Source organism: Rhodohalobacter halophilus (genome assembly GCF_001715195.1).
Lineage (GTDB): Bacteria > Bacteroidota > Rhodothermia > Balneolales > Balneolaceae > Rhodohalobacter > Rhodohalobacter halophilus.
Window position 1 is genome coordinate 23177 of the sequence record NZ_MDWE01000023.1, and the last position, 16084, is coordinate 39260.

General features: G+C 43.7%; 13 protein-coding genes and 1 tRNA gene. 7 read left to right on the forward strand and 7 right to left on the reverse strand.

Going from position 1 to position 16084, the window contains the following annotated elements; all coding sequences use genetic code 11:
• Nucleotides 1-29 precede the first annotated feature (29 nt).
• The 4 genes from BG260_RS07445 to BG260_RS07460 all read left to right on the forward strand — a co-directional run bounded on the left by BG260_RS07445 (nt 30) and on the right by BG260_RS07460 (nt 3942).
• Entirely contained in the window at nt 30-743 is a 714-nt protein-coding gene (locus tag BG260_RS07445; RefSeq protein ID WP_069131338.1) for an alpha/beta hydrolase-fold protein, read from the forward strand.
• A 9-nt stretch (nt 744-752) separates the two neighbouring features.
• Entirely contained in the window at nt 753-2255 is a 1503-nt protein-coding gene (gene accC / locus BG260_RS07450; protein WP_069131339.1) for an acetyl-CoA carboxylase biotin carboxylase subunit, read from the forward strand.
• Between the two features lie 3 nt (nt 2256-2258).
• Nucleotides 2259-3182, forward strand: a complete 924-nt coding sequence (gene murQ, locus BG260_RS07455; protein WP_069131340.1) for an N-acetylmuramic acid 6-phosphate etherase — start codon at nt 2259-2261, stop codon at nt 3180-3182.
• Nucleotides 3183-3261: 79 nt separating this feature from the next.
• Nucleotides 3262-3942, forward strand: coding sequence for an energy transducer TonB (locus BG260_RS07460; RefSeq protein ID WP_141691538.1), 681 nt, complete (start codon nt 3262-3264; stop codon nt 3940-3942).
• A 193-nt stretch (nt 3943-4135) separates the two neighbouring features.
• Here the strand turns inward: BG260_RS07460 and BG260_RS07465 are convergent.
• The 4 genes from BG260_RS07465 to BG260_RS07480 all read right to left on the reverse strand — a co-directional run bounded on the left by BG260_RS07465 (nt 4136) and on the right by BG260_RS07480 (nt 7184).
• Nucleotides 4136-4222: transfer RNA gene (locus BG260_RS07465), tRNA-Ser, on the reverse strand.
• Between the two features lie 53 nt (nt 4223-4275).
• Nucleotides 4276-4890, reverse strand: a complete 615-nt coding sequence (gene pncA, locus BG260_RS07470; RefSeq protein ID WP_069131342.1) for a bifunctional nicotinamidase/pyrazinamidase — start codon at nt 4888-4890, stop codon at nt 4276-4278.
• A 5-nt stretch (nt 4891-4895) separates the two neighbouring features.
• The gene (locus tag BG260_RS07475; protein ID WP_069131343.1) at nt 4896-6302 is read right to left on the reverse strand and encodes a nicotinate phosphoribosyltransferase; all 1407 of its coding nucleotides are present in this window, start codon (nt 6300-6302) and stop codon (nt 4896-4898) included.
• Nucleotides 6303-6371: 69 nt separating this feature from the next.
• Nucleotides 6372-7184, reverse strand: coding sequence for a hypothetical protein (locus BG260_RS07480; protein ID WP_069131344.1), 813 nt, complete (start codon nt 7182-7184; stop codon nt 6372-6374).
• Nucleotides 7185-7389: 205 nt separating this feature from the next.
• On the opposite strand from BG260_RS07480, the gene BG260_RS07485 reads away from it, so the two are divergent.
• The 3 genes from BG260_RS07485 (at nt 7390) to BG260_RS07495 (ending at nt 13518) form a co-directional block, all read left to right on the forward strand.
• Nucleotides 7390-9021, forward strand: coding sequence for an Ig-like domain-containing protein (locus tag BG260_RS07485; RefSeq protein ID WP_069131345.1), 1632 nt, complete (start codon nt 7390-7392; stop codon nt 9019-9021).
• Nucleotides 9021-9893: a mechanosensitive ion channel family protein gene (locus tag BG260_RS07490; RefSeq protein ID WP_069131346.1), complete on the forward strand. Its 873-nt coding sequence runs from the start codon at nt 9021-9023 to the stop codon at nt 9891-9893. The genes BG260_RS07485 and BG260_RS07490 overlap by 1 nt, the downstream gene beginning before the upstream one ends.
• A 157-nt stretch (nt 9894-10050) precedes the next feature.
• Nucleotides 10051-13518, forward strand: coding sequence for a methylmalonyl-CoA mutase family protein (locus tag BG260_RS07495; RefSeq protein WP_083750163.1), 3468 nt, complete (start codon nt 10051-10053; stop codon nt 13516-13518).
• Between the two features lie 221 nt (nt 13519-13739).
• On the opposite strand, the gene BG260_RS07500 is transcribed toward BG260_RS07495, so the two are convergent.
• From BG260_RS07500 to BG260_RS07510, 3 genes are all read right to left on the reverse strand, one after another.
• Complete coding sequence (locus tag BG260_RS07500) at nt 13740-14426, reverse strand: tetratricopeptide repeat protein (protein WP_069131347.1); 687 nt, start codon at nt 14424-14426, stop codon at nt 13740-13742.
• A gap of 101 nt (nt 14427-14527) precedes the next feature.
• The gene (locus BG260_RS07505) at nt 14528-15223 is read right to left on the reverse strand and encodes an ABC transporter ATP-binding protein (protein WP_069131348.1); all 696 of its coding nucleotides are present in this window, start codon (nt 15221-15223) and stop codon (nt 14528-14530) included.
• Complete coding sequence (locus BG260_RS07510) at nt 15220-16035, reverse strand: TIGR00282 family metallophosphoesterase (RefSeq protein WP_069131349.1); 816 nt, start codon at nt 16033-16035, stop codon at nt 15220-15222. The genes BG260_RS07505 and BG260_RS07510 overlap by 4 nt, the downstream gene beginning before the upstream one ends.
• Between the last annotated feature and the right edge of the window lie 49 nt (nt 16036-16084).

A 16084-nucleotide genomic window follows, 5' to 3' on the forward strand; every position in this document is an offset into this window, starting at 1 on the left:
AACTTCAATTAGATAGAAATTTACAGGCTATGCAGCGAGAATACAGAAAATGGAAAAGCCCTACATTGGGCAGAGAGATGGAGATGCTTGTATTTGGAAAAGAGGGGACGCCGGTCCTGATATTTCCAACAGAAAATGGCCGCTTTTTTGAGTGGGAAGATCAAGGCGTTATGGATCATGTTGAGGAGCAGATCGAACTTGGGTACAATCAGTTCTTTTTGGTTGACAGTATTGACTCCGAAAGTTTTCTGAACAGTGATGTAGATCCTTACACACGTGTGATGCGCGAAAATCAGTATCAGATGTATATCAAGGATGAAGTACTGCCTTTTATTGAAGAGCAAAATTCAAATCCGTTTGTGATAACAGCCGGCACGGGTTTGGGAGCATACCATGCAATGGTGTTTGGTCTAAAATATCCGCAGTTGGTAGACAAGATTTTGGCTATTTCGGGCTATTACGACATCAATATACACCTGGATGGGTTTAAAGATGATAATAGTTACTACAACAATCCTATTGAATTTATTCCCAATCTGCACGACCAGCAGATATTAAGAGATATTTCTACGATTGATATACGCCTGCTCAGCTATTTGAATGATCCGCACCGGGAGGAGACGGAGAAAATGAGTGAAATCTTATGGTTGAAATTTATAGACCATGAACACTATGTTTGGGATCAGGAAACGAACAATCCATGGACATTGGTTTCGTCAATGTTTAAAGAAAATCTCTTTTAAATATTCCCTATGCCTAAAATCAAAAAGGTTCTGATCGCCAACCGGGGGGAGATCGCCCTTCGTGTCATTCGAAGTTGTAAGGAAAAAAATATTCAAACCGTAGCGGTCTATTCTCGCCCCGATGCTGCATCACCTCACGTTTTGGCCGCTGATGAGTCTGTTTTTATCGGGGAAGCGGCATCTTCAGAAAGTTATCTGGTTGTTGACAAAATCATCCGTGCCATTAAAGAGACCGGTTGTGATGCCGTACATCCCGGGTATGGATTTTTGAGCGAAAATGCAGGTTTTGCACAGCGCTGTAAGGACGAAGGGATAATTTTTATCGGGCCGGAACCGGATGCAATCGATTTGATGGGAGACAAAACCAAGGCCCGTGAATTGATGGCGAAAGCGAATGTGCCTTATCCACCCGGAACAGAATCGGCTATGAAGGATATTGACAAGGCTCGTTCTATAGCTGAAGAGATTGGGTACCCGGTGTTGATTAAAGCTGCTGCCGGAGGTGGGGGTAAGGGTATGCGTATTGTACACGATCCCGCTGATTTTGACAAAAGTGTAAAGGCCGCAAAATCTGAAGCAAAGAACGCCTTTGGAGATGACAGGGTTTATATCGAAAAATATCTTGAAGAACCGCGTCATATTGAGTTTCAGGTTTTGGCAGATAAGGAAGGGAACACGGTTCATCTCTATGAACGCGAATGCTCAGTTCAGCGACGGCACCAAAAGGTGATTGAAGAGGCTCCATCCTCTGTTTTAACGCCCGATCTTCGGAAGGAGATGGGAGAGGCCGCAGTAAATGCAGCCAAAGCCTGTAAATATGTGGGAGCCGGTACGGTTGAGTTTTTGGTCGATAAACATCTCAACTTTTACTTTTTGGAGATGAATACTCGCCTTCAGGTGGAACATCCGGTTACTGAATTAATTACAGGTCTCGATCTGGTATCCCTGCAGATCGATATAGCTGAAGGTGAACGTCTGCCGTTTACCCAAAAAGATATTGAAGCAAACGGACACGCCATTGAATGCCGGGTTTATGCGGAGGATCCATCGGATAACTTTCTGCCCAGTACCGGCTTGTTAAAAAAGCACCGTATGCCTTCCGGCCCCGGAATCAGGGTTGATGCCGGTGTGGAAGAGGGACAGGATGTAACCATCAACTACGATCCGATGATCTCCAAACTCTGTACGCATGCACCAGACAGAAAATCTGCCATCAAAAGAATGCTGCGTGCACTGGATGAGTACGAAATTGCGGGTGTACGTACAACCATTCCGTTCTGCAAGTTTACGCTGCAACACGAATCATTTACCAGTGGAAAATACGATACTCACTTTGTGCAGGATCACTATACACCTGTGGCTGATGAGCTTCAAAAAAACAGTAATCCGGAAGTAATATCTGTTGTATCTTCACTGTTGAAATTAAGGGGAAACAAAGATCAGACCAATCGAAAAGCGGCCGTTGCTGCAGAGTCCCCGGCAGACAATTGGTGGAAAAACAGAACGAAGTAGTTTGTGAAAAAAGACCAGTCTCTATTTAATCAGCTCGAAAAATTACTAACAGAACAGCGTAATCCGGCCAGTGAAGAGATTGATCTGGCCGACTCCAGGCAGATTGTTTCAATTATCAACAGTGAGGACAAAAAAGTAGCTCACAGTGTAGAAACCCGTTTGGATGAAATTGCCTCAGCAATCGATACGATTGTAAGTAAACTTAAAACTGGCGGGAGGCTCCTCTACTTCGGAGCGGGAACAAGTGGCAGACTTGGCGTACTGGATGCTTCCGAATGTCCGCCAACATTTGGTACGAAACCCGAAACGGTTCAAGGTTTTATTGCCGGTGGTAAAGAGGCAATGTTTGTAGCGCAGGAGGGTGCAGAGGATAGTGAAGAGGAGGGCAGGAAAGAGATTATGAATGCCGGTGTAACTTCGAATGACATTGTTGTCGGGCTGGCAGCCAGCGGACGCACCCCCTATGTACATGGAGCTGTTAAAGCCGCCGCTGAAATTGGAGCGCCAACTATTTTCGTAACCACTGTTTCTGCCGATCAGGTAGATTTAAAGGTCGATCACATGATTGATATACCGGTGGGACCGGAAGTAATTATGGGCAGTACCCGAATGAAAAGTGCAACTGCACAAAAAATGGTTCTCAATATGTTCACCACCGGGGCTATGATTCTTCTCGGTAAAGTGTATCAAAATGTGATGGTAGATTTACAGCTCACCAATAAAAAACTCGAAGAGAGAGCCAAACGAATTGTTATGTTGCTTGCAAAACTATCCTACGATGAAGCGTCCTCCTATCTGGAAAAAGCAGACTATCATGTAAAAACAGCTCTGTTAATGGCACTTGGTGACTTAAATCAGAAGCAGGCTGTTGACGAACTGAAAAAGCACAATGGTTTTATTCGCAGGGCGTTAATCAATCTTCAATAACTTATTGCCTAAATCACACCTTCTGCTTCGAAAGTTGTATTTTCAATCTCTTGTTTTTTGATAACAGATCAGAGAAAGTTTGTCAAACAGTAATTCTACAGATCGCCGAATGCCTGAACCGGTTTACAGAAACCGGTACCTGCTGGCCATTGTAGTTATAGAATTATTATTGATAGCTTCTATAAGGCTTTGGCCTGATACAGAATACATACCAACACTTGATTTTGAAATTCCCCCTCAAGAGCAGGTTTTTCTGGATGAGATTGAAGTAACACGTCAGGCCACCTCGCCACCACCGCCACCCAGACCGATCATTCCGATTCCAATTCCAACCGATGAGATTATCGAGGTTGAGCTTGATAATGAACTCGATCTGGATCTGCCCGACCTGCCGGAACTGGAAGATGGATTTGGCACGGGGGATACAGGGGATGAGGAGAGAATAGTTGCTAACCCTCAAATACCACCTACGGTAGTACGTATTGTTGAGGCCACAGCTCCTGAAGAGGTACCGGCAGAATATAAAGGGAAGCTGGAGATGATCGTAAATTTTTTAGTAGATCGAGATGGGAGAGTTGAAGAGGCAAGTGTTATGGAAATTCGGCTCTATAAAGATGACGGCAGTTATGAAGAGCTGCCTTTTGTGCAGTATGGCTTAATGGATGCTGTTCTTAGAGCCGCGATGCAGTGGCGATTTAGGCCGGCCCGGCAGGATGGGGAGCCTGTAAAAGCCTTTACTCGTCAAAGATTTAATTATTGATATTCTGATCAATCGGGGATTGAAGAACTTTATTTGATGAGAGGCGATCTTCTGAATAGGAGAGAGAGGGATTCCCCGATTTGCGCCTGTCGGCTTAATTACCCTTCGGCGGGGCAGGCTTCTCATCCCTTGTAAACTAAAGAAGGATAGAAGAGAGAATCAGGAAAGTAAAAATTAAACAATATCGTAAGTGCGGAGAGAGAGGGATTCGAACCCTCGGTACCCTTGCGGGCACACTCGCTTTCCAGGCGAGCCCATTCGACCACTCTGGCATCTCTCCAAAAAATCGAAGACTGAAAAGATAGGAGTTTAAGTCAGCAGATTCAAAGTTATTTACACGAAAATTTCTGCTGCCTTCACAATTTTTACACCTTTTTTATTCATCTCTTTCCAGGCTTGTTGCAAAGATCCGTTAAGATCAATTCCCCGGACGGCATCTTCTACAATATGCATGGTAAATTCCTCATCAATACCGTCAAGAACGGACCATTTCACACAGAAATCCGTTGCCAGTCCCACCGTGTAGAGATCTGTAATTCCGCGCTCTTTTAGATAACCACTGAGTCCGGTCGGTGTTTTCTGATCATTTTCAAAAAAGGTGGAGTATGAGTCAATCTCTCTGCGAAACCCTTTCCGAATGATAACTTGAGATTTATCTGTAATCAGTTCCGGATGAAATTCAGCTCCCTTCGTTCCCTGAACGCAGTGATCGGGCCAGAGAACCTGTGTTCCGTAGCTTGCTTCAATGGTTTCATATGGCTCTTTATTCTCATGGTTTGAAGCAAATGAAGAGTGATCTGCCGGATGCCAATCCTGAGTTTGTATTACTGTATCAAACCTCTCAATCAGACTGTTAACCGTTGGGATGATAGAATCACCGTTTGGAACCGCAAGAGCTCCACCGGGGCAGAAATCGTTCTGAATGTCAACAACTAAAAGTGCTTTCATGTATGTTATGATTTAAAAAATTTGAGCAGAATATCTCGTTTTTCCATCAGTTTGGTACTGATTCCTACTTTATAGATGTGAGGATTGTCAAGGCGTTTATATTCCGGTTGCAGTAACTTAAGACGTTTTTTTGCGTATTTTGCAATCGATTGAACATCAGGGAGTTCCTGAATAATATTTCCATTTTTAATGACCGGACTTAACAGATCTTCATACGTTCTGTTGGTCAGGTCGCTTTTCTTTGCCGGAAATGTTGGGTGATGCATTCGTTCGATCACTTCCTCATTATCAAATAGAATTGCATCTCCGTAAAATGATCCATCTCCATTTAAATACCGAAACACTTTCTTATTTCCGGGCAGGGTGATCTTCTCAATATTCTCAGAAATTTTTAGCTTCGGCTCTCCATCGATAGAGTTTAATTTATAAACTCCATCAAGTGCCGGTGATGTATGACCTGTAACCAACCGGGTACCCACACCATAAATATCGATTGGGGCTGACTGAGTGCGCAAACTGTGTATTACCCGTTCATCAAGTTGATTGGAAGCTGCAATTTTTACGTAGTTTAGTCCGGCTTCATCCAGTAATTTTCGCGACTTTTTGGAAAAGTAGGCAAGATCGCCGCTGTCTAAACGAATCGCTTTCAGTTTATGACCCTTTACTTCGAGTTCCTTTGCAATTTTGATTGCGTTGGGAACACCGGAATCAAGAGTGTCATATGTATCCACCAGCAAGGTTGTATCGTCAGGGTAGTAGTTGGAGTAGGTTCGGAAGGCTTCAATTTCGGAGTCGAAGGATTGTATCCATGAGTGCGCCATGGTTCCACCTGCGGGCACATTAAAGCGCTGGGCAGAATAGACGTTCGAAGTGCCGTCAAATCCGCCAATCATTGCTGCGCGGGTAGCATGGATACCGCCGAGTCCCTGCGAACGCCGAAGACCAAAGTCGAGTACGACAGAATTTTCACCGGCAGCGAGCTTTATCCTCGCGGCTTTGGTGGCAATCAGTGATTGAAAGTTCAATATATTGAGCAAGAGAGTTTCCAGTAGCTGAGTCTCAAGCAGATCTCCTTCTACTCGAAGGATCGGCTCCGAAGGAAAAACAACTTCCCCCTCGCGAACTGAATAGATATTTCCGGTAAATGTGAAATGTTTCAGATACTCCAGGAATTCCTCCTTAAATCCCTCTTTTCTAAAATAATCGATCTCTTCATCACTGAAGGTCAGATTCCGGATTGTTTCTACCAGCTCATTCAATCCTGCGAAAATAACATAACCGCCATTAAATGGGATATTTCTGAAGAAATAATCGAATCCGGCGGTCTTTTTGTGCATTCCGGAAAGAAAATAGCCCTGCGCCATCGTGAGCTCGTAGTAATCAGTGTAAGACGCGGGTTTGTTGATATACATAGTTAAATTCTTACGATGTTTAAATGTGGACTAAAAATAGGGAAGTGAAGGCCAATCATAAAAAAGTATTTATACTGAAAAGAGCATCAGAGAAACAATAAACCACAGAATAGGAATCGACTCTATCCAGAAGGAGGCGAAGTAGTTGGCTTGATAGATCGGTAAACGCAATATGGCTGCAACAAGCAATATCAAAACGAAAAGTTGAGCCATTAACATGGGGAACTCTTTTGAAGGCATACACAACGCCATAATGATAATTACCGCCGAGATGACGATGCTCAATCGTTTAGTTTGATGGATACCGATCAGTGAGGGTATCGTTTTAACTTCTCCATAGTCTGCTCGTAAATCACGGAGGTCGAACGGGAGAGTCAGCAGGATCACAAACAGACATCGCTGAATGAATTCGCTTAACAGAACTGTATCAAGCCGGACATTAGCTTCAATGGCGGGTAACAGCACAGAAAACCCTGACCAAACAATCGAGATGGCCACAATTTTGAAACCTGTAATTCTTCTCAGATTTCGTTTTGAAGCGAAGAAGGAGTGAGGGTAGAACAGTACAATCAACCCAAGCAGAAATAACAGGCTTAATGAAGGTAGCCGGAGGTCTGTGACCAACAGAAGCGATGCCAATACTGAGATTAAAGTGATGCCTGCTATAATTATTTGTTCAACCTTTGGCGAGATTAGAACTCTACGAACCAGATGACCAAATTTGATGAAATTATAACCTGCTACCGTTCCCAAAAAGGAAAGTGTGATCATCCTAAGATTAAATGGAAGACCGAAATGAAGATATGTCAACCCCGTAAATGAAGCCACGGCAAGGGCTACATGCAGGCTTGATTGAATGTAGAGGTCAAAAATTCGTTTCATAATCTCACGATCATCCGATCGAATATCTTACCGAAAGAAAATCAGCAGTTCAGATACGAATCGAATCACAAATTCTATATATTTGCACCTCCATGAATGTAGCAACTCATTTAGCATGATAACAGAGCAATATCGAGAAAGATGTAGCGGTAACGGCAGACGTACAGTGTATGTGTTGATCTCTTTTATAACAGTATTCATTGCTATGAGCTGTGCTACACCCATTGCTCCGACAGGCGGCCCCCCCGACCGTACAGGACCGGAAGTGATTGAAACAACTCCGGCAACCGGAACAACAAATTTCCGTGGAGACGAAGTTCGATTTACATTTGACAAATTCGTTGACAGAAATTCGGTTCGCCAGAATGTAAGTATCGAACCGGATCTCGCCATACCTTTTGAAGTTAATTTCAGGCGAAAAACCGCCATTGTTTCGTTCGATTCAGACCTGCCGGATAACACCACCATAGTCGTAAAACTTGGCGTGGATGTAACCGATACCGATCGCAATAAAATGAATAGCTCTTTTGATCTGGCGCTCTCTACCGGTGATGTGTTGGATGAAGGGAGGGTAACCGCAAGAATTATCGATGCAGAAACAGGTGAAACTGAGAGCGGGCGCCGCGTCTATCTTTACCGGGAACCGGCAGATTTTTCATCACGGGCGAACTATGTCGCTCAAACCGATACAGCCGGTGTAGCAGAGTTCGGCTATCTGAGTGGCGGATCCTACCGCGCTATTTGGATCAACGATGTAAACCGCAACAGGATATGGGAGAGAGGACGTGAGGCAGCACAACCGTTTTCTGTTGAGTTGTTTGAACTTGAACAGAATGGAGAGTTTGATCTTGGCACTCTCTATACTTCTGTTCCTGACACAACCGCACCTGTACTTGAAGGAATTGGATTACTTTCTGAGCGCAGGCTCCGTTTGCGTATAAATGAAGAGGTGCAGTGGAGTTCTAATGCTTACATCTCGGTTGTTGATACATTGGAAAATGAAATAACCCGGGCATACCCGCTTTATAAAGACGAAAGTGACCCAAATGTACTATTCTCCCAAAGTGATGATCCGTTAACAGAGGAGGGAACGTATAATGTTAATCCTGTTCGTTTTAGAGATCGAGCAGGGAACTCTTTGGAGTCAAATATTGAACCGTTTACCGGGTCATCGGAGCCGGACACAACGGCTCTCCGCCCAATTTCTCATAACGCTCGAAACGGTCTGTTTCCTTTTGAATCGCTGGAAGTAACATACTCTAAGTTTATAGATGAGAATACAATTGTAGATTCTCTCCTGGTGTTTGAGGGAGATCAAATGTTTGAAGAGTGGCCCGCTTTTGAAATCGATCGGCATATTTTGCGTATATCTCCGAAAGACAGCGTATGGGAGGCGGGATTGAGGTATGAAATGAGAGTATGGGATCCGTGGGAATCAGAATATCTTCGGATCAACCCGGAGATTTGGCAGAGAAATCAGCTCGGTAGCATTGAAATTACTGTGGAAAACGGAGAGCCCGATCTACCAAAAAGGCTTACAGTTCATGACCGGGATGAGAGCGTAGTTGTGGATACAACATTTACCGGGCAGAAGATAGAAATTGAGAACCTTCCCCCGCTCGAATATGTTGCCAGGCTATACCTGGATGAGAATGATAATGGACGCTGGGATACCGGCAGTGTGGATCCTTATCGAAAACCGGAGCCATATATTATCCGACGATCCATTCCCGTTCGGGAGGGATTCGCGTCTGAGGTTTCCTTACGTTTCCCCAACCTATCAACAGATTTACAGTCCATTGAGCCCGATTCACTTAATCTAAATGACATAGAATAATGGTAGAGTATTTTTCAGACCTAGTAACCCAATACGCCATGCCCATTCGGGTGACTATAATTCTAATTGTTACAATTTTTGTAGCAAAACTATCCAAACGTCTGTTCAAAAAATTTGTAATCAATAATACAACCGAAGATGAAAATCTCACGAACTACAAGTTTATAGAGCACTCTCTCTCCACAATCATCTACCTGATTGGTTTTAGTTTTGCAATTTGGAACATTCCAACACTTGAGAATATTGCTCAATCAATGGTAGCCGGTGCCGGTATATTGGCCATTGCGGTTGGTTTTGCATCGCAACAGGCATTGGGAAATATCATCAGCGGTTTGTTTATTGTCATTTATAAACCATACGTCATCAATGATCGAATTACACTAAGAACGGATCTCCGGGGGGTAGTTGAAGACATTAGTCTTCGGCACACCGTAATTCGTAATTTTGAGAATCAGCGAATCATCATTCCCAACTCCGTGATCAGTAATGAAGTTTTGATTAATTCCAATTTCAGTGATTCAAAAATCTGCCGTTTAATTGATGTTGGTATTAGTTATGGGTCAGATATTGACCTTGCAAAGAAAATCATTGCTGAAGAGGTTGAGAATCATCCATTGAGTATGGATGTAAGAAAGCCGGAAGATATTGAAAATGGAGCTCCAAGGGTATTGGTTCGGTTAACCGGATTGATGGATTCATCGGTTACATTGAGAGGGTGGGCCTGGGCAAAAGATGCTCCCGATGCATTTACATTACAGTGTGATGTGCTCGAGAGCATTAAAAAACGTTTTGATCAAGAGGGGATCGTGATTCCATTCCCTCAGCGTACAATCAGCTACTTGAACGAACCTACATCAAAAGAGGAGTCTTAGCATATCTAAGCAGCTTATAAATGGTATGAGATCGAATCGTATGATTTACAGCTTTTAAACGTTCATCTACTGAAGTGTAATAAAGTTTTTCAATCGAATTTCCTATCTTTGGAATCGCTTCCATCAACAAGAATTTGAATTAGCATAGACGAAATTTATGTCGAAAGGTACTGTTGCAGAAAAAAGCTCTAAAACTAAATCATCAACCAAACAAGGTTCCACACCGAAAAAATATCAACCGAAGCATAAGGTGCGATTTGTAACGGCTGCCAGCCTGTTTGATGGACATGATGCCAGTATTAACATCATGCGGCGGATTTTGCAGGGAACCGGTGCCGAGGTGATCCATTTGGGACACAACCGTTCGGTGCACGAAATTGTGAACTGTGCAATTCAGGAGGATGCTCAGGGGATTGCGATCAGTTCGTACCAGGGCGGTCATGTGGAGTATTTTAAATATATGGTAGATCTGCTCAAGGAGAACGATGCATCTCACATCAAAGTTTTTGGAGGCGGTGGCGGTGTTATTGTAGACCGTGAGATTAATGAGCTCCATAACTATGGAGTTGAGCGAATTTTTTCTGTTGAGGATGGCAGTAAAATGGGGCTCCAGGGAATGATCAACTATATGATGGAAGCTTGTGATTTTGACACAAATGAAACAGCCCCGGTTGTTCCGGAAAAGGTAAGTAAGCAGGACCGAAACGCAATCGCCCGAACAATATCTGCCCTGGAAAATGGATGTTCGAATGTTGCCTCATTTGATGAAAAGGGATTGCACATAGCAGGTAATCAGGTTAGTCATTCAGTGAAAACCATTCCAGTTCTTGGAATTACCGGAACCGGCGGTGCAGGCAAAAGTTCACTTACTGACGAAATAATTCGCCGGTTTATCACGGAATTTCAGGAGTTGACGATTGCTGTAATTTCTATTGATCCCTCCAAACTGAGAACGGGTGGAGCACTGCTGGGTGACCGTATACGAATGAACAGCATTGACACACCACGTGTTTACATGAGAAGCATGGCGACCCGGGCTTCAAACAAAGCGATCAGCGATTCTGTAAGGGGGGCAATTGAGGTATTCAAAACTGCCGGTTTTGATCTGATAATTGTAGAAACAAGCGGAATTGGGCAGAGCGATACGGAGATAGTGGATATCTGCGATATTCCGCTATATGTGATGACCCATGAATATGGTGCAGCTACCCAGCTTGAGAAAATCAACATGCTGGACCTTGCCGAAATTGTAGTTCTGAACAAATTTGAAAAGAAAGGGTCACTGGATGCGCTTCGTGATATCCGTAAACAGATTCAGAGAAATCGCGGATTATTCCACACCGATCCAAAAGAGATGCCGGTTTACCCAACGATAGCCGCTCAGTTTAATGACGAAGGCGTTCATCGTCTGTTTGCAGCCATCGTGGATCGTATCAACACCCATTTCAATATCGGCTGGACACCGGAACTATACACAGACGCTGAGCCTGCTGAGGATCTTCACACTCAAGCAGTTATTCCGGGAAAACGGCAGCGTTATCTTTCAGAAATTACCGAAACCATAGAAAACTACCATCAGTGGGCAGAAGAGCAGGTTGAAATTGCATCCAAATTGGACCAGGTACGGGGAACCATCGAACAGGTAGAGAACTGGAAACCTGAGGATCAGGAAGTAATGATCTCCCGGCTGGAGGAGATGGAGGAGCATTGGTCGGTGAAACTCGATCCGCTTCCCCAAAAGATCCTGGACGGCTGGGATGAGCTTTTTGATAAGTATCGACAGGATTCGTTTAAGGTGAAGATCAGAAATAAAACATTTGAGAATCAATTATTCCGGACATCGCTCAGCGGTACGAAGATTCCGCGTATTTCCATGCCAAAAACTCAAAATCTTGGCGACAGGCTGAAGTTTGCACTGAAGGAGAATCTGCCCGGATATTTTCCATACACGGCAGGTGTGTTTCCATTTAAGCGGGAGGGAGAAGATCCGACCCGTATGTTTGCAGGAGAGGGAACGCCTGAACGAACCAACAAGCGTTTCCACTATGTGAGCGAAGGTATGCCGGCGGCGCGTCTGTCAACTGCATTTGATTCCGTGACGCTTTATGGAGAAGATCCCGCTTATCGCCCTGATATTTACGGTAAAATTGGTAATTCCGGTGTGAGTATTTGTACACTTGACGACATGAAAAAGCTCTATTCCGGTTTTGAACTGACGGCACCGACCACCTCTGTGTCGATGACCATCAACGGACCGGCTCCAATGATTTTAGCGATGTTTATGAATACTGCTATCGATCAGGAGGTGGAACGGTACTTGAAAGAGAGTGGTGAGTGGGAGAGTGCCCGGAAAAAAATCGAGTCGATCTATAAAAAGAAAGGATTGCCTGCACCTCAGTATGCGGGCGAACTGCCACCAAGCAGCAATGGTTTCGGACTTGGCACACTCGGTGTGAGCGGAGATCAGCTCTTGGATCAGGAAACGTATCATAAAATTAAAGAGCAAGCACTGAAGGTGGTTCGAGGAACGGTTCAGGCCGACATCCTAAAAGAAGACCAGGCTCAAAACACATGTATTTTCTCAACTGAGTTTGCCCTGAAGATGATGGGCGACATCCAGAAGTATTTCACTGAGCACCGGGTTAGAAACTACTACTCTGTCTCCATTTCCGGTTACCATATTGCGGAAGCCGGTGCAAATCCGATCACACAGGCAGCGTTTACACTGGCAAACGGGTTTACTTATGTCGAGTACTACCTGTCACGAGGCTTAGACGTAGATGACTTTGCACACAATCTCTCATTCTTTTTCAGTAACGGATTGGACCCTGAGTATGCTGTCATTGGGCGTGTGGCGCGTAGAATTTGGGCCATCGCCATGAAGAACAAATATGAAGCCAATGAACGATCTCAAAAGCTCAAATATCATATTCAAACAAGCGGACGGTCGCTTCATGCGCAGGAGATTCAGTTCAATGATATTCGAACCACCCTGCAGGCTCTGATGGCGATTTACGACAACTGTAACTCCCTTCATACCAATGCTTACGATGAGGCAATTACCACACCTACAGAAGCTTCTGTAAGAAGAGCTCTGGCGATTCAGCTCATCATCAACAAGGAGATGGGGATGACCAAGAATGAGAATCCTCTTCAGGGATCTTACATCATAGAAGAGCTTACCGATCTCGTTGAGGAAGCGATACTGACAGAATTTGACCGGATTACCGATCGCGGTGGTGTATTGGGTGCCATGGAGAGCATGTATCAGCGCGGAAAAATACAGGAAGAGAGTCTATACTACGAATCCCAAAAACATTCCGGTGAACTTCCGATAATTGGGGTTAATACGTTCAAATCTGATACTCAGACAGGAGAGGATGAACGTGAAATTGAACTGATACGATCTACAGAAGAAGAGAAGAAGCAACAGATCGATAATCTTGAGGCATTCCATCAACGAAACAGTGATTCCGCGGATCAGGTAATTAAGAACCTTAAGAAGGTTGCCCGTGAAAATGGAAATTTATTCGAAGAGATGATGGAGACCGTTAAAGTTGCTTCACTCGGACAAATTTCCCAGGCGCTTTATGAAGTGGGTGGTCAATACAGAAGAAATATGTAGTGCATCCCGGCTTTTTAAAATCATGATCCTGAGGAGTAAACAGATCTCTTGATATCATCGTAACCATTGACCTCAAGCGTTATCTGTAGAGGTTAACTTTAATGAGTAGTTGACAGATTACAAGGATTGGCTATAGTCTGCATTTTCGCAAGATATATCTTGATACAAAAAAAGGGGAATTCGTATTGAATTCCCCTTTTCATTTTCAAAAGAGTCGAGTTCTATCCTCGAACTGCAAGCGCTCCTTTCATGCGTTCGGCCCGTGCTATTACCTGACTGTTCGGATAGTCACGCAAAATTTGATCAAGTACACGATTGGCTTCAGTTGTGAGGCCGGCTGCATCGTATGCTTGTGCTGCCTGATAGAGATTTGCTGGGGTTGTAGCATTGTTTTCGTCCCAACCGGCAGCCTGCTCAAAAAGTGATGCTGCATCTTCGAACCGTTCCATTTCCAAAAGCAAAGTAGCATGAAAAACGGATGGTGGTACACCCAGAATGCCTCGCGGCTTACTGAAAGATTCGATATAGGAGAGTGATGATTCAAAATTTCCTAATTCATATTCAGAAACTGCGGCGTAGTATTTTGCCAGATTACCGGCATCGGTTCGTGAAAAGTTATTTGCAATCTGTGCAAACCCGAGAGTAAACTCTTCATCATCCCCATGTAATGCAGTCTGGAAGTCTCCCTGAAAGAGAGCCTGTTCTGCAATACTCAGCAAATTCTGAGCTCTTTGTTCCTGCTGAGCACTGTAGTAGAAATAACCGATCAGCAATCCTATAACCAAAACAAAACTGATACCACCGCCCAAAACAGCTGCTTTATTCTGATTGTAGAAGTGAACAAATCGTGAAGAATATTCAATCAGAAGATCCTGTTCGAGGTCTTCATTTTTAAGTCTTTTACTCATTCTGCTTATTTAAAATTTGCTGGTTTACTTCAATTTTTCATCATGCTTTCAAGACCGATAAAAATATCACAGTTTAGCCATTTAACCAAAAATTTACCGGCTCATTTTACGCTTTCAAGCACACCTGCATGTAGATTATAAAGACGGTCACATCGCTCGGCAATTTCGTGTTCATGAGTAATCAAAACGAGGGATACCTGTTCAGTTTCCCGAAGCTCAAATAGTAGATCTAAAATGATCTGAGTGTTATTTTCATCCAGATTACCGGTGGGTTCATCTGCCAGAATGATGGATGGATTATTCATAAGTGCACGTGCCATAGATACCCGCTGCTGCTCTCCGCCGGATAATTGTGAAGGTCGATGATTTAACCTTTCGGCAAGCCCAAAACGATTTAGCAGATCCGTAGCCCGTAACTCGGCCTTCTTCATCCCAAGATTCTGTATAAGTGCAGGCATCATAACATTTTCAATAGCCGTAAACTCCGGTAGCAGATGATGGAACTGAAAAACAAAGCCGACATTTCTGTTTCTCAGATCAGCAAGTTTGTCCGGTTTATGATCATAAATCGATTCATCGTTCCAGAATACATTTCCTTCGTTTGGCCGGTCAAGTCCACCCAGAATGTGCAAAAGCGTACTTTTTCCGCTTCCGCTTGATCCAACAATACTTACCATTTCAGACGATTTTAAAGTGAGATCAATCCCTCTGAGAATGTGCAGATCTTCCGCTCCTGATTCAGATTTAAACTTTTTGTGGATATTTTCACATCGTAAAACGGTAGGTGATGAGCTCATGAATCAGATGTTGTGTTAAATTCCGGAAAAATAACAGGTTCGATTTTTGTGCATTTAGCCGATTCAGAGTCAATTTCGAGGTAAACTCCACAGATTCTGTTATCATTATCGGCAATTTTGTATTTCTGAGGCGTACCCAGCCTAAATCTATTGATGGAGGTCTTTTTATCCATTCCAATTACAGAATCAAACGGCCCGGTCATCCCGGCATCGGTCAGATACCCTGTACCTTTTGGTAAAATTCGCGCATCGTTTGTTGGAATATGTGTGTGAGTACCAATTACAGCCGACACCTTTCCGTCAACAGTCCAGGCAAACGCCATCTTTTCGGCAGTTGCTTCTGCATGAAAGTCGATAAACACGATATCGGTCTCCTCTTTAATTTTTTCCAAAGCCCATTCTGCAGTGGAAAATGGATCATCAATGTCGGGCATAAAGGTTCGACCCTGCAGATTCAATACACCAACTTTCAGGTCCGATTTTTTAACCTTATAAATTCCATATCCAAAACCTGCATTTCCTTTTGGATAGTTCATCGGGCGCAGAAGGTTCTCATCGGTTTTCATGTATGAGAAAATTTTCCACTTATCAAAAGAGTGGTTTCCGCCGGTAATTACATCTACATCCAGATCATAAAGTCGCTGTACGATGTGGCGGTTTACACCTCGGCCTTCATGAGAGTTCTCTGCATTTGCAATTATAAAATCCGGGGAATATTTATCACGAATGGGAGGGAACATCGTCTCAAGCAGATTGAGACCGGGCTCACCCACAATGTCTGAGATGAAAAATAGCTTCAGTTTTTTTGACATGTATTTGATTTGTCAGGCATTTAAAAAATCTGTGGTAAGGTAAAGAAAA

Excerpts from the sequence above, each read along its gene's own strand:
- pncA (WP_069131342.1), bottom strand. The coding sequence starts at position 4,890 with ATGAAAGCACTTTTAGTTGTTGACATTCAGAACGATTTCTGCCCCGGT.
- BG260_RS07475 (WP_069131343.1), bottom strand. The coding sequence starts at position 6,302 with ATGTATATCAACAAACCCGCGTCTTACACTGATTACTACGAGCTCACG.
- BG260_RS07445 (WP_069131338.1), top strand. The coding sequence starts at position 30 with ATGCAGCGAGAATACAGAAAATGGAAAAGCCCTACATTGGGCAGAGAG.
- BG260_RS07505 (WP_069131348.1), bottom strand. The coding sequence starts at position 15,223 with ATGAGCTCATCACCTACCGTTTTACGATGTGAAAATATCCACAAAAAG.
- accC (WP_069131339.1), top strand. The coding sequence starts at position 753 with ATGCCTAAAATCAAAAAGGTTCTGATCGCCAACCGGGGGGAGATCGCC.
- BG260_RS07485 (WP_069131345.1), top strand. The coding sequence starts at position 7,390 with ATGAGCTGTGCTACACCCATTGCTCCGACAGGCGGCCCCCCCGACCGT.
- BG260_RS07510 (WP_069131349.1), bottom strand. The coding sequence starts at position 16,035 with ATGTCAAAAAAACTGAAGCTATTTTTCATCTCAGACATTGTGGGTGAG.
- BG260_RS07500 (WP_069131347.1), bottom strand. The coding sequence starts at position 14,426 with ATGAGTAAAAGACTTAAAAATGAAGACCTCGAACAGGATCTTCTGATT.
- BG260_RS07495 (WP_083750163.1), top strand. The coding sequence starts at position 10,051 with ATGTCGAAAGGTACTGTTGCAGAAAAAAGCTCTAAAACTAAATCATCA.
- BG260_RS07490 (WP_069131346.1), top strand. The coding sequence starts at position 9,021 with ATGGTAGAGTATTTTTCAGACCTAGTAACCCAATACGCCATGCCCATT.
- BG260_RS07480 (WP_069131344.1), bottom strand. The coding sequence starts at position 7,184 with ATGAAACGAATTTTTGACCTCTACATTCAATCAAGCCTGCATGTAGCC.